At 65.9% G+C, this 12,442-nt stretch carries 12 protein-coding genes; 9 read left to right on the forward strand and 3 right to left on the reverse strand.

Annotated features, from left to right (window positions below; translation table 11 throughout):
* Positions 1 to 118 precede the first annotated feature (118 nt).
* Positions 119 to 3,286, reverse strand: a complete 3,168-nt coding sequence (putA, locus tag HNP49_RS10725) for a bifunctional proline dehydrogenase/L-glutamate gamma-semialdehyde dehydrogenase PutA (protein WP_184683107.1) — start codon at positions 3,284 to 3,286, stop codon at positions 119 to 121.
* 201 nt (positions 3,287 to 3,487) lie between these two features.
* Complete coding sequence (locus tag HNP49_RS10730; RefSeq protein WP_184683109.1) at positions 3,488 to 4,240, reverse strand: AraC family transcriptional regulator; 753 nt, start codon at positions 4,238 to 4,240, stop codon at positions 3,488 to 3,490.
* A 608-nt stretch (positions 4,241 to 4,848) separates the two neighbouring features.
* Here HNP49_RS10730 and HNP49_RS18985 point away from each other — a divergent pair.
* From HNP49_RS18985 to HNP49_RS10775, 9 genes are all read left to right on the forward strand, one after another.
* Complete coding sequence (locus HNP49_RS18985) at positions 4,849 to 5,538, forward strand: methyl-accepting chemotaxis protein (RefSeq protein WP_409372541.1); 690 nt, start codon at positions 4,849 to 4,851, stop codon at positions 5,536 to 5,538.
* Complete coding sequence (locus HNP49_RS10740; protein ID WP_184683113.1) at positions 5,535 to 6,230, forward strand: hypothetical protein; 696 nt, start codon at positions 5,535 to 5,537, stop codon at positions 6,228 to 6,230. Before HNP49_RS18985 ends, HNP49_RS10740 begins: the two co-directional genes overlap by 4 nt.
* 102 nt (positions 6,231 to 6,332) lie before the next feature.
* Complete coding sequence (locus HNP49_RS10745; RefSeq protein ID WP_409372542.1) at positions 6,333 to 6,752, forward strand: protease inhibitor I42 family protein; 420 nt, start codon at positions 6,333 to 6,335, stop codon at positions 6,750 to 6,752.
* A gap of 88 nt (positions 6,753 to 6,840) precedes the next feature.
* Complete coding sequence (locus HNP49_RS10750; protein WP_184683118.1) at positions 6,841 to 7,476, forward strand: lysoplasmalogenase; 636 nt, start codon at positions 6,841 to 6,843, stop codon at positions 7,474 to 7,476.
* A gap of 70 nt (positions 7,477 to 7,546) precedes the next feature.
* Positions 7,547 to 8,116: a hypothetical protein gene (locus HNP49_RS10755; protein WP_184683120.1), complete on the forward strand. Its 570-nt coding sequence runs from the start codon at positions 7,547 to 7,549 to the stop codon at positions 8,114 to 8,116.
* 130 nt (positions 8,117 to 8,246) lie between these two features.
* Positions 8,247 to 8,816, forward strand: coding sequence for a hypothetical protein (locus tag HNP49_RS10760; RefSeq protein ID WP_409372543.1), 570 nt, complete (start codon positions 8,247 to 8,249; stop codon positions 8,814 to 8,816).
* A 56-nt stretch (positions 8,817 to 8,872) separates the two neighbouring features.
* Entirely contained in the window at positions 8,873 to 9,616 is a 744-nt protein-coding gene (gene cmoA / locus HNP49_RS10765; protein ID WP_184683124.1) for a carboxy-S-adenosyl-L-methionine synthase CmoA, read from the forward strand.
* The gene (cmoB, locus tag HNP49_RS10770) at positions 9,613 to 10,578 is read left to right on the forward strand and encodes a tRNA 5-methoxyuridine(34)/uridine 5-oxyacetic acid(34) synthase CmoB (RefSeq protein WP_184683126.1); all 966 of its coding nucleotides are present in this window, start codon (positions 9,613 to 9,615) and stop codon (positions 10,576 to 10,578) included. The genes cmoA and cmoB overlap by 4 nt, the downstream gene beginning before the upstream one ends.
* Before the next feature lie 91 nt (positions 10,579 to 10,669).
* Positions 10,670 to 11,428, forward strand: a complete 759-nt coding sequence (locus tag HNP49_RS10775) for an ABC transporter substrate-binding protein (RefSeq protein ID WP_184683128.1) — start codon at positions 10,670 to 10,672, stop codon at positions 11,426 to 11,428.
* Between the two features lie 61 nt (positions 11,429 to 11,489).
* On the opposite strand, the gene HNP49_RS10780 is transcribed toward HNP49_RS10775, so the two are convergent.
* A complete protein-coding gene (locus HNP49_RS10780; RefSeq protein ID WP_184683130.1) occupies positions 11,490 to 12,302 on the reverse strand; it encodes an alpha/beta fold hydrolase in 813 nt (270 codons plus the stop codon).
* Between the last annotated feature and the right edge of the window lie 140 nt (positions 12,303 to 12,442).

Consider the following 12,442-nt stretch of genomic DNA (forward strand, 5'->3'; position numbering starts at 1 on the left):
ATCTGCCGACAGATGTCTCTGATTGACGCCGCTCACCGGCGGCGCATCACGCCACTCCCTCCTGAAGTGGATAAAACAACGGCGACGGTGCCGCAGCACAGTCGCCGTGATGCCTGGGTCAGTGGCTGTCGCCCAGCGACAGCAGCGAGGCATTGCCGCCCACCGCGGTGGTGTTGACCGAGGTGGTGCGCTCGTTGGCAAAGCGCAGCAGGTAGCTCGGGCCGCCGGCCTTGGGTCCGGTGCCGGACAGGCCGCAACCGCCGAAGGGCTGCACGCCGACCACCGCACCGATCTGGTTGCGATTGACGTAGAGGTTGCCCACCCGCGCCAGTTGCTCGATGCGCCGGGCGGTTTCCTCGTTGCGGCTGTGCACGCCCAGGGTCAGGCCGTAGCCGGTGGCATTGATCGCCGCCACCACATGTTCCAGCTCGCTGGCGGCAAAGCGCACCACGTGCAGGATGGGGCCGAAGTGCTCCTTGCCCAGCTCGTGAATGCCGCCGATTTCGAACGCCACCGGGGCGACGAAGTGGCCATTCAGACCCGCCGGCAGCTGAGCTTCGGCAATCAGCTTGCCGGCCGCCTTGAGCTGCTTGATGTGAGCTTCAAGGCCGGCCTGGGCCTCGCCGTCAATCACCGGGCCCACGTCGCTCTCGCGTAGGTGGGTCGGGCCGACGGTCAGTTCGGCCATGGCGCCCTTGAGCAGATCGATGACCCGCTCGGCGATGTCGCTCTGCACGTAGAGCACGCGCAGGGCCGAGCAGCGCTGGCCGGCGCTGGTGAAGGCGGACGCCACGGCATCCTTGATCACCTGCTCGGGCAGTGCGGTGGAGTCGACGATCATGGCGTTCTGCCCGCCGGTTTCGGCGATCAGCGCGGCGATCGGCCCTGGCTTGTCGGCCAGCTGGCGGTTGATCAGGCGGGCCACCTCGGTGGAGCCGGTGAAGCACACCCCGGCGGTGCGCGCATCGCGGCAGAACACGCCGCCCAGGGTGGCGCCATCGCCCGGCAGCAGGGCGAACACATCCTTGGGCAGGCCGGCCTCGAACAGCAGCTCGGTGGCACGCGCGGCGATCAGGCTGGCCTGCTCGGCCGGCTTGGCCAGCACGCAGTTGCCGGCCACCAGCGCGGCGCTGATCTGGCCGAGGAAGATGGCCAGCGGGAAGTTCCACGGGCTGATGCAGGCAAACACGCCACGGCCTTCATGGAACAGCTCGTTGCGCTCGCCGGTCGGCCCCTGCAGTTCCTCGCGGCCCAGACGCAGGCGGGCCTGCTGGGCGTAGTAACGGCAGAAGTCGACTGCTTCGCGCACCTCGTCGATGCCGTCCTGCAGGCTCTTGCCGGCTTCCAGGGTGCACAGTGCCATCAGCTCGGCGCGATGGATTTCCAGCAGGTCGGCCAGGCGTTCGAGGATGCTCGCGCGCTCGTCCACCGGCGTGGCATTCCAGCGCGGCCAGGCGCCGGCCAGCACGTCCATGGCCTGGGCCGCCTGGGCGGCGCTGGCCCACTGGGCGGTGCCAACCAGTCGGTTGAGGTCGTAGGGGCAGCGCACGTCCTGCGCGGTGCCGGCGAGGATTTCGCCGTTGATCACCGGCGCGGCCTGCCAGGTCTTGCCCAACTGGGCGTTGAAGTCGGTCTCCAGACCGGCCCACTGACTGAGGATATTCATGTTGATGCCCTGGGAGTTTTGCCGCGCGCTGCCAAACAGCACCAGCGGCAGGGGAATGCGGTCGTTGTGCAAGGTCTGGAACTGGCGCAGCTGGCTGGCCGGGTGCTCGATCAGCGAGTCCACCGGTACGGCCGGATCGACCAGCTGGTGAACGAACGAGGAGTTGGCGCCGTTTTCCAGCAGGCGCCGCACCAGGTACGGCAGCAGGTCCTTGTGCGCGCCAACCGGGGCATAGATGCGCACGGTCTTGCGGTGCTGCTCAAGCACGGTGTCGTACAGCGCGTCGCCCATGCCGTGCAGGCGCTGGAACTCGAATTCGCGCGGCTGTTTCTGTTCGGCGGCAATCGCCAGGATGCAGCTGACGGTGTGCGCATTGTGGCTGGCGAACTGCGGATAGATGGTGCCGCGGGTGTGTTCGCTGAGCAGGAAGCGGGCACAGGCCAGGTACGAGGTGTCGGTGCCTTCCTTGCGGGTAAAGACCGGGTAGCCCAGCGCACCCTGCATCTGGCACTGCTTGATCTCGCTGTCCCAGTAGGCGCCCTTGACCAGACGCAGCGGCATCTTCGCGCCGAGCTCCTTGCCCAGCAGGGTCAGCCACACCAGTACCGGCAGGCAGCGCTTGGAATAGGCCTGAACCACCAGGCCGAACTCCCCCCAACCGGCAATGGCCGGGTCGCGCATGAGCTTCTCGTAGAGTTCCAGAGACAGTTCCAGGCGGTCGGCCTCCTCCGCGTCCACGGAGATGCCGACATTCAGCTGGCGCGCGCGGATGGCCAGCTCGCGCACATTGGCGAACAGCTCGGTGAGCACGCGCTCGCGCTGCGCCACTTCGTAACGCGGGTGCAGCGCCGACAGCTTGATCGAGATCGACGGGCGCGGCCCCGGCCCCACTTGCGGCTCGGCGCCGACGGTATCGATGGCCTGACGGTAGTCGGCCATGTACTTCTCGGCGTCGGCCTGGGTCAGGGCCGCCTCGCCGAGCATGTCGAAGGAATAGGTGTAGCCCTGTTCGCGGCACGGCCGGCCGTTCTTCAGTGCCTCGCCGATGCTGCGGCCCAGCACGAACTGCTTGCCCATCAGCTTCATGGCCTGGTTCATCGCCGCGCGGATCACCGGCTCGCCGGAGCGCTGGATCAGCTTGCCCAGCACGCTGCCGGCCTTGCCTTGCGGGTTGTCCAGGTTGACCACCTTGCCGGTCATGACCAGGCCCCAGGCGGCGAAGTTGACCAGCACGTTGTCACTCTTGCCGACATGCCGTTCCCATTCGGCGGCATTGAGCTTGTCACGGATCAGCGCGTCGGCGGTCGCGGCGTCCGGCACGCGCAGCAAAGCCTCGGCCAGGCACATGAGCATGAGCCCTTCCTGGGTATCGAGGCTGTACTGGCGTAGCAGTGCGTCGAGGGTATCGACGGCATTGTCCCGGCTGCGCACCTGTTCGATCAGGGCGCGGGCATCGCGGCGGATAGCCTCGATACCGGCAGGGCCGGGGTCGGCGAGCTGCAGGAGCTCATACAGGTAGGCTTCCTCGTCGACGGCGTAATTGGCGCTGATGGCGGGGAAGAACTCGGCGGCTGTCTTTTTGAGAAAGTCGCCCTGCAAGACGTGACTGGCGGTGAACATCACGCCCCTCCTCTCTTGTGGAGAACTGTTGTTATTCGGTCTAGCCCATTGCCCGGCAGGCATCAGATCAACAGGCGATCAACACCAGTCCCAGGCGGGATAAGCGAATGTAGTGGCAGGGTGATGACAGCTTCTTGCAGAAAACTGCGGAGTTTTTGCAGAAAACTCCGCAGGGAAAAACGCTCGTTTGAACGCCGGCCGTCACTCGGCCCGGCGCAAGCGCCTGGGAGTGAGGCCGAGGTAGCGGCGCATGGCCGTGGTCAGCGCGCTCTGGCTGGAAAAGCCGCACTCCTCGGCGATACGCACCAGCGGCAGCGGGCTTTCCCGCAGCAGACGGCTGGCATGATCGAGGCGGGTCTTGAGCAGGTACTGGTGCGGCGTCAGGCCGACGTCATCCTTGAACTGCGCATGGAAATGGCTCGGACTCAGGCACACCACGCCGGCCAGTTCGGCCACGCTGATGCGCCGCGCCAGGTGGCTGTTGATGTAGGCATCCAGGCGTTGCAGATCCAGCGCGCTCGGCGCCCGCCGCGGCTGCTCGCCGAACAGCCGCAGGTGCAGCGCGCGCAGCAACACGCCACCCAGTGCACGGGCCAGCTGCGGGTCGCTGCCATAGCGGGCCAGTTCAGCGCCGGCATAACTGAGCAGGTGGTGGAAGTCGGCATCCAGGGTCGGGTAGCGCGGCACCTCGAACAGCTGGGCGAGCAGCGCGCCATCCTCATCCGCGCTCACCGGCTCGGCCAGGTCGAGGATCAGCATGCGGTTGTCGCCCACCCCGGCGAACTGGTGACCGGCATCGCCCGGCACCAGGCAGGCGCGCATCTGGCAGACCTCGCCGCCACGGCCACCCACTTCGAACTCGGCACGCCCGGACAGCGACAGCACCAACTGGTGGTGGTCGTGGGCATGTTCGTGGGCCTGGTCATCCAGGCGCAGCAGGCGGGCGTTGTACATGGGGCAGACACACAGGCGGATTCAGGCCCTACTGTAACCACTGGCGCCCGGCCGTGCGCGATAACTGCGACTAACGGATAGATCAGGCGCTGGCCAGTATCTTGCTATCACCCTGCTGAACCCTGTTGTAGTGACTGGTCACAAGGAAGACTGCCATGCTGGAGTTCGGCATTTTCATCCTCAACCGTTGCGGCGTCCTGCGCGCCTGGCTACCCGCCCTGCTCGCCAGCCTCGCCGTGCTGCTGGCCTGGCGGCAACAGGCGGGAGCTGCCATGGCCTTGCTGGGCATGGCGCTGTATCTGTTGGCGGCGTTACAGCAGCGCTGGCAGCGGCATGTGCGCCCCCTTAAGCAAACACTCATTCTGCTCGGCGAAAGCCTGGCCAGCCCCCCTCAGGGCGAAGCGCTGCTGGTGCGTTGTCGCGAGCAGCAGCGCATGGCCGAACGCCTGCGCAGCGAGGTGCAGTTCGCCAGCCAGGCCCTGGAGCAGATGGCCGAACACACCGAGACCCAGGCCAGCCAGCAGAGCCAGCGGGTCGCGATGATCGCGGCGGCCAGCGAACAGATCAGCCAGACCCTGCTGCAGATCCGCGAGCATGCCGAACACGCCATGCAGGCCTTCGGCCAGACGCACCAAAGAAGTGAGGATGGCTGCCAGGATGCCCACAAAGTGGGCAATGCGCTGTTCGATATCGAGCAGAGCCTGGGGCGCACCAGCGGCGCGGTTGGCGAACTGCTCAGCTGCACCGCGGCGGTGGAGCAGGCCGTCGGCAGCATCCAGGGCCTGGCCAAACAGACCCAGCTGCTGGCGCTCAATGCGTCCATCGAGGCGGCCCGTGCCGGCGAGCAGGGCCGCGGTTTTGCCGTGGTCGCCGACGAGGTGCGCCACCTTGCCCTGTCCACCAGCCAGGCCGCCAGCGACATCACCCAGGTGGTCGGCGCCATTGCACAGGCCGTGGCCGAAGTGCGCCATCAGGTCGATGAGCACCGCCATCTGCTGGTTGCCGGCAACCAGCAGAGCCTGCACCTGGCCAGCAATCTCGACGCCCTGGCCAGCGACAGCCGCAGCAATCTCGAACAGCTGGCGAGCATGCGCCAGGCTCTCGGCGAACACAGCCAGGCCAACCAGTCACTCAACCAGCAGTTGCAGCAGATCAGCGATGTGCTGAGCCGGCAGAGCAGCGACAACCAGCGCCTGCACCAGTTGACCCTCTACCTGACCCAGATGACCCACATTCTCGGTTCCGCTCCCGTTGCGGCCCAGCCACAACGGGAAAAAGCCCTGGAGGCCCGCCCATGACCAGTCCCCTGAGCGCTCTGCTCCTGCTCGCCGGCCTGCTGATCCCGGCGCTGCTCGCCGCCCGCCTGCGTCAGCAGGCCCTGCGCCGTCAGACCGAAGCCTGGCTGAGCACCCTGCATGTGGCCCTCGAACTGTTGCAGCGCCTGCAGCAGCACCGTGGGTTGGGTGGCCAGAACAGCAATGAGGCAGCAGAAAAATGCCGCCAGCTCGGCGAGGAAATCGGCAACCTGTGGCGGCGCTGTCCGCAGGACGACAGCGGCCTGGCCGAGCTGGACGGCCAGTGGCGCGCACTGCGCCAGACGCCGGCTGACTTCGCCGGGCATTGCCGGCTGATCGAGCAGCTGCTCAATGCCCTCGAACAGCTGGAACTGCGCCTGGCCACGCGCCAACGCCGGGTCAGCGGCCTGGCCCAGGCCTGCCGCGAGCTGGAAGACCTGGCCCAGCTGCGCGGCCTGGCCGTGCGCGGCGCCCAGCATGCGCACTGCCCGCTGCCCCTGCAGGTGCAGATGCGCTACCTGTGCCAGCGCCTGCACGCCGATGCCCGCCACCCGCAGTGGTACCTACCGCTGCAGCGCCTGCAGCATGAGCTGATCGATGCGCCGCAGGTGCGCATCCGCCCTACTGACTGCTTCGCGCTGCTCACCCCGCTGATCGACGGGCGCCTGCGCGAGATTCACCTGAGCCTGGGCTGAACCGACTCTCCCGGCGTTCGCCTGACTTTGCCCTCCGGGCCGCGGGCCTCTATCCTGAAGACCCGCTTTCGCCCTTGTGACAGGAGTCGCCCGATGTCTCTGCTGCGTCCCACCAGCCTGCTGCTGGCCCTGGCAACCCTCGCCGGCTGTGCCGGTCAGCCCGCCAGCGTCAGCATCGAACCCTCGACCCGGGCCCTCCAGGTCAGCCCTGGCCAGCAGGCACACTGCACGCCGATCGAACTCAAGCGCGGGCAGACGCTGATCCTCAGCCTGCCAAGCAACCCCACCACCGGCTTTCGCTGGCAGCTGTTCGATGGCGCGCCCCAGGTGCTCGCCCAGCTCGGCCCCGAGGTCTACCGGGTACCTGAGGAGGCCGGCATCGTCGGCAGCGCGGGCCTCTCCACCTGGCGCTTCCAGGCCACCCTGCCCGGCCAGGGGCGCCTCCTGCTGCAGTACCAGCGCCCGTGGGAACAGGGCGTGGCACCGGCGCTGATCTACGACTGCGCGGTGCAAGTCGACTGACGCCAATCGCCGAGCTTTTTGTCGCCCGCGGCCTGTAGCTGCACGAACGTACCAGGCATAGTGGCGCCTTCATCACCGGAGGATGCCTATGCGCTGGCTGATTTTTGCCCTGTGCTCTGCCCTGTTGTTCATCTATGGCCTGGCGATCGACTCGACCGAGTTGCGTCTGCTGACCAAAGGCCTGCCCGTTCTGGCGCTGATCTTCTGGCTGCGCAGCGCACCGGAGGGGCCCTACCGGCGCTGGATCAGTCTGGGCCTGCTGTTTTCCCTCGCCGGCGACATCCTCCTCGACTGGCCAGCCGACCTGTTCGTCTTCGGCCTGGGCGCCTTCCTCATCGGTCACCTGTGCTACCTGGTGGCCTACCTGGGTGACAGCCGGCGTTTTGCCCCGCTGGCGCTGCTGCTGGCGCTCGCCGCCGGCGGCGGCATGTTCGCCGTATTGGCCAGCCGACCGCTGGGACCACTGCTGATTCCGGTGGCGTTCTATGCCCTGACCATCAGCGCCATGCTCTGGCGCGCCCTGGCACGGGTCGGTGAACCAGACATCGCGCGCCGCTCGGCCTGGCTGGCAGCAGTGGGCGCGGTGCTGTTCGTCATCTCCGACAGCCTGATCGGCATCAACCGCTTCGTGGCGCCGTTCGATGCCGCCCGCTACGCGATCATCGTGACTTACTGGCTGGGTCAGTTCGGCATTGCCGCCTCGGCCTTCCGGCGCCGCGGATAAATCGGAGCGAACCACGGCAGGCCACCTGCGCATGAGCTATAGACATAACTCCACTTGCGCAGGAGGTCCTATGTCCAGGATTCATCTTCATGCTGCAGCCCTGCTCGCCACCCTTGCCCTCGGCGGCTGCGGCAGCCTGCTGCCCAGCGAGCGCAATGAGGTGAAGTCGCCGTTTCGCGACTACCTGGACGCCGAAATCAGCTTTGCCCAGGCCAAGCCCGGACGCACTTCGCGTGCTGAGCTGGCCAGCCTCGGCTTCGACCCCCTGGCCGAGGGCAACGGACGCATGCTGTCGTTCATCGACGTGCGCCTGATGTTCGTCCAGCCCAATGTCCCCATCGACTACCTGCCCAGCGGCCTGGTGGAATGCCTGGAGGCCAAGGACCGCTGCGTGGGCTATTCCTTCGAGTTCACCAAGACCAATACCGAACGGGTCGGCAGCTTCTGGGCCGACCTGTTCAACTTCCGCAAGAAGCGCGAGATCCACAGCTGGTCGTTCCGCCCGGTGTTTGTGCTGATCGACGACAAGCTGGTACACAAGGTCAGCAGCGGCGAACCCAATGTGCGCCGGGTCGAGTCGAAGAAGAATCCGCTCGGCCCGCTGCAGGGTGCCGGCGAGTTCATCGCCGATCAGCTCTGAACAGCAACCTGCTTATTACCTCTGCGCCAGTGCACAGCTGTTAGGGCTGCTCTAGGCTTGAATCAAGACCCGCGAGGTTGCTTCAGGTGCTGAGGCAGCGGAGTCGAACGGGGTACGCGCCATGCGTCGCCTGACCAGCCATCTGACCCGCGGCCTGCTGTTTGCCATGCTGCTTGTGCTCGCCGGCTGCGCCAGCCTGTTGCCCAGCGAGCGGGCCGAGGCACTCTCGCCCTTCCACGAATACGCCGACGCCGAGAAGCGTTTCGCCCAGGCCATTCCAGGCCAGACCACACGTCACGACCTGGCCAACCTCGGTTTCGATCCACTCTCCGGTGGCAATGGCCGCATGCTCTCGTTCATTGACGTACGCCTGCTGTTCGTCCAGCCCAACGTGCCCATCACCTACCTGCCCGACGGCCTGCTGCAATGCCTGGAGGCCAAGGAGCGCTGCAGCGGTTACTCCTTCGAGTTCAGCCAGTCGCACAGCGAGCGGGTCGGCAGTTTCTGGGCAGACCTGTTCAACTTCCGCAAGAAGCGGCAGATCCAGAGCTGGCGCTTCCAGGCGCTGTTCGTGCTGGTCGACGACGTGCTGGTGCACAAGGTCAGCAGCGGCGAGCCGAACATCCGCCGCTACGAGAGCAAGAAGAACCCGTTGGGGCCGCTGCAGGGTGCCGGCGACTTCATCATGGATCAGCTGTGACGCAGGGTGCCCGGCTTGGGTAAAATGCCGGCCCGTTTTCCCCTGGTAGCCGTACCGTGACCGACAGCCCCGACCGCATCTACGCCACCCCGCAGGCTCAAGTGAGCGACTTCGCCTTCAACGAAGACGTGGTGCGCGTGTTCCCGGACATGATCAAGCGCTCGGTGCCGGGCTACCCGACCATTGTCGAGAACCTCGGTGTACTCGCCGCGCAGTTCGCCCAGCCGGGCAGCGCGCTGTATGACCTGGGCTGCTCGCTGGGTGCGGTGACCCAGGCCATGCGCCGCCATGTGAGGAGCGAAGGCTGCCGGGTGATCGGCGTGGACAACTCGGCGGCGATGGTCACGCGCTGCCACGAATACTTGCATGCCCAGGACTCGATGTTCCAGGAGCTGCTGCCCTATGAGCTGATCGAAGGCGACATCCTCGCCCTCGACTTCAAGCCCGCCTCGGTGGTGGCGCTGAATTTCACCCTGCAGTTCATCGAACCCGAGCGCCGCCTGGAACTGCTCACCCGCATTCGCCAGAGCCTGCTGCCGGGCGGCGCGCTGATCCTCTCGGAGAAGCTGCGCTTCGAAGATGAGGCCGAGCAGGCGCTGCTCACCGACCTGCATATCGCCTTCAAGCGCGCCAATGGCTACAGCGAACTGGAAATCGCGCAGAAGCGCAGCGCTCTGGAGAACGTGATGAAACCCGACAGCCTGCAGCAGCACCGCGAGCGCCTGCTGGCCGCTGGCTTCCGCCAGGTCACGCCCTGGTTCCAGTGCCTCAACTTCGCCTCCCTGGTGGCCCTGCCATGATCGAAAAACTGGACCTCGCCCGCCTGCAGCAACTCCTGGCCGGCAGCCCGCTGGCCGAATGGGCCGACGACCTGCCGGCGCAGATTGGTGCCAAGCTGGCTGTCGGCCATGGCGACCTGGAGCGCTGGCAGGCGGCGCTGAACGCCCTGCCGGCCCTTACGCCGAGCCAGACCGAACTGGTCAATGAGTTTCGCCTGGACGCGCCGCTCGACGAGGCCACCCGCGAACAGCTGCTGCATGCCCTGCAGGGCCTGATTCCCTGGCGCAAGGGACCGTTCCAGCTGTTCGTGCATGTCGATACCGAGTGGCGCTCGGACTGGAAATGGGCCCGCGTGGCCCCGCACCTGGACCTCAAAGGCAAGCGCGTGCTGGACGTCGGCTGCGGCAACGGCTACTACCTGTGGCGCATGCTCGGAGCCGGCGCCGGCAGCGTGATCGGCGTCGACCCCAACTGGCTGTTCCTCTGCCAGTTCCTCGCCGCCAAGCGTTACCTGCCGGACCTGCCAGCCTGGCACCTGCCGCTGGCCTCCGAGGAACTACCCGCCAAACTGCAAGGCTTCGACACCGTGTTCTCCATGGGCGTGCTCTATCACCGCCGCTCGCCCATCGACCACCTGCTAGAGCTCAAGGACTGCCTGCGCAAGGGCGGCGAACTGGTCCTGGAAACCCTGGTAGTCGAAGGCGATGCGCAGCAGGTGCTGATGCCCGAGGACCGCTACGCGATGATGCGCAATGTCTGGTTCCTGCCCTCGGTGCCGGCCCTGGAGCTGTGGCTACGCCGAGCCGGTTTCGTCGACGTGCGCTGCGTGGATGTCTCGGTGACCAGCGTGGCGGAACAGCGCGCCACCGAATGGATGCGCTTCCAGTCGTTGCCCGACTTCCTCGACCCGGAGGATCACAGTCGCACCGTCGAGAACCTGCCGGCCCCTACCCGCGCGGTACTGATTGCCCGCAAACCGTGAAGGCATGGCGCCAAGTCATGCACCGGCCAGGGTCATGGCACTGGCCGTCATTGAGGCGTAACCTGCAGGCATCACAACGTGAGCGCCCGCCATGCCCCACCGGCTGTCCTGCTGCACAGCCCTGCTGCTCAGCATCCTCTGCGCGCTGAGCCAGGCCGAACCGCTGCAGCTGTATACCGAGGAATACCCGCCGGTTTCCTTCTCCATAGAAGGGCGCGCCGAAGGGATGGCCAGCGAACTGGTGCGCGAGCTGCTCAGTCGACTCGGCGAGCCCGGCCAAATCAGCGTGGTGCCCTGGGCCCGCGGCTACCACACCGTGCAGCAGACGCCCAACACCGCGCTGTTTGCCACCATCCGCAACGCCGAGCGCGAACCGCTGTTCCAGTGGGTCGGGCCGATCCTGCTGGCCCAGGACAGCTTCTACGCCCTGAAGGACTCCGGCATACAGCTGCAAGACCTGACGGATGCAGCCAAGGCCGGACCGATCGCCGTCCCCCGCGACTGGTTCACCTATCAGGAGCTGCACAACCTCGGCCTGCAGAACCTGCTGGGCGTCACCGAGCCGGAGCAGATGTTCAAGCTGCTCAAGCGTGGCCGGGTCAAGCTGATCGTCGCCGACAACCTGAGCTTCTACAGTGCTGGCGTAGCGGCGCAGCAGGTCGACTATCTCAAGGCCAGTGATGTCGAGGTGGCCCTGCCCTACCGCGCCTCACTCGGCTACATCACCTTCTGGCCGGGCACCGATCCGGCCGTGATCCAGCGCTGGCAGAGCGAACTGGACGCGATGAAGGCCGACGGCAGTTTCAGCCGCATCTACCAGCGCTGGCTGCCAGGCGAACCTGAACCGTAATCGCCGAGCACGACCCACGACCAGCCAGCGAATTGCCTGCCCCGCAGTCGGAGAGCAAGCATCAAGAGCTGGACAATTGCCGGCCTATCTTGGGTGCCGCGTCGAAAAGGCACGAATAATGAGAGCCTCCCTGCAACCGCTCTGCGGCCACCTCGCCCGGAAAAGTCCGGGCCAGATAATCGACCATGGCGACGGGTGACCAATTGTCGTCCGTGCCGTGCCACAGATGAACGCTCGCCTCGCAGTCGAAGATGCCGGCCGACCACGGCGCGAGAAACTGATTGATGTCTCGTATGTATCCACTGGCGCCTTGGGTAAAGCACGACTGCAGAACACCCATCATCAGCTTCCTGAACGCAGGCTGACTGGCAAGAGCCTTGTCCTGCCCTGCCGCACTGGCAAACAGTAAACGAGCCAATACGCCAGGCATTAGCGAAGCCAGGAATGCCTGCGAATTTGCCAGCCCTCTGAACAGCCTGGGATGGTCCATGGCCAGAGAAAAAACACCCTTTCCGGCCATCTCGTTGAGGAAGTCGCCCTCATCGAGCGGCGCCACCGCCGAAACCAGATGCAGACTTTTCACCCGGCCTGGCAGGTGGCGACAGACCTCCAGCGCGACGTGACTGCCGATGGAGAAACCGATGAAGTCGACCGGAGTTCCGCGAACCGCCTCATCAACAGCCTGCGCGATGCGCCGGTAGTAGAGGGCACCACTGACGGATGGATCGATTGAGAACCGATCGAAACAGAGCACGCGCAACCCCAGTGTTTGCGCGCCGCCCTCGAACACTGAAGCTTCAATGGGCGAACCGGGTACGCCATGGAAATACACGACGGGCTTACCCGCCGGGTTTCCATACTCAATAAAGTTCATAGCCACTCCCGGCCAGCAAGGTTTCCGTGTTCTATCACCAATCCACTGAAAATGCGCTGAGGCTGACAGCCGCATTGCCACCATCCAGCTCGGCTTTCCTCTGGCCAAGGCGCGATGACGCCGCTAGAATTGCGCACTTT

This window comes from Pseudomonas fluvialis (genome assembly GCF_014207935.1).
Classification (GTDB): Bacteria; Pseudomonadota; Gammaproteobacteria; order Pseudomonadales; family Pseudomonadaceae; genus Aquipseudomonas; species Aquipseudomonas fluvialis_A.

Coding starts and splice junctions, on each gene's coding strand:
- HNP49_RS10755 (WP_184683120.1), top strand. CDS start 7,547: ATGTCCAGGATTCATCTTCATGCTGCAGCCCTGCTCGCCACCCTTGCC.
- HNP49_RS10780 (WP_184683130.1), bottom strand. CDS start 12,302: ATGAACTTTATTGAGTATGGAAACCCGGCGGGTAAGCCCGTCGTGTAT.
- HNP49_RS10740 (WP_184683113.1), top strand. CDS start 5,535: ATGACCAGTCCCCTGAGCGCTCTGCTCCTGCTCGCCGGCCTGCTGATC.
- cmoB (WP_184683126.1), top strand. CDS start 9,613: ATGATCGAAAAACTGGACCTCGCCCGCCTGCAGCAACTCCTGGCCGGC.
- HNP49_RS18985 (WP_409372541.1), top strand. CDS start 4,849: ATGCAGGCCTTCGGCCAGACGCACCAAAGAAGTGAGGATGGCTGCCAG.
- putA (WP_184683107.1), bottom strand. CDS start 3,286: ATGTTCACCGCCAGTCACGTCTTGCAGGGCGACTTTCTCAAAAAGACA.
- HNP49_RS10750 (WP_184683118.1), top strand. CDS start 6,841: ATGCGCTGGCTGATTTTTGCCCTGTGCTCTGCCCTGTTGTTCATCTAT.
- HNP49_RS10730 (WP_184683109.1), bottom strand. CDS start 4,240: ATGTACAACGCCCGCCTGCTGCGCCTGGATGACCAGGCCCACGAACAT.
- HNP49_RS10775 (WP_184683128.1), top strand. CDS start 10,670: ATGCCCCACCGGCTGTCCTGCTGCACAGCCCTGCTGCTCAGCATCCTC.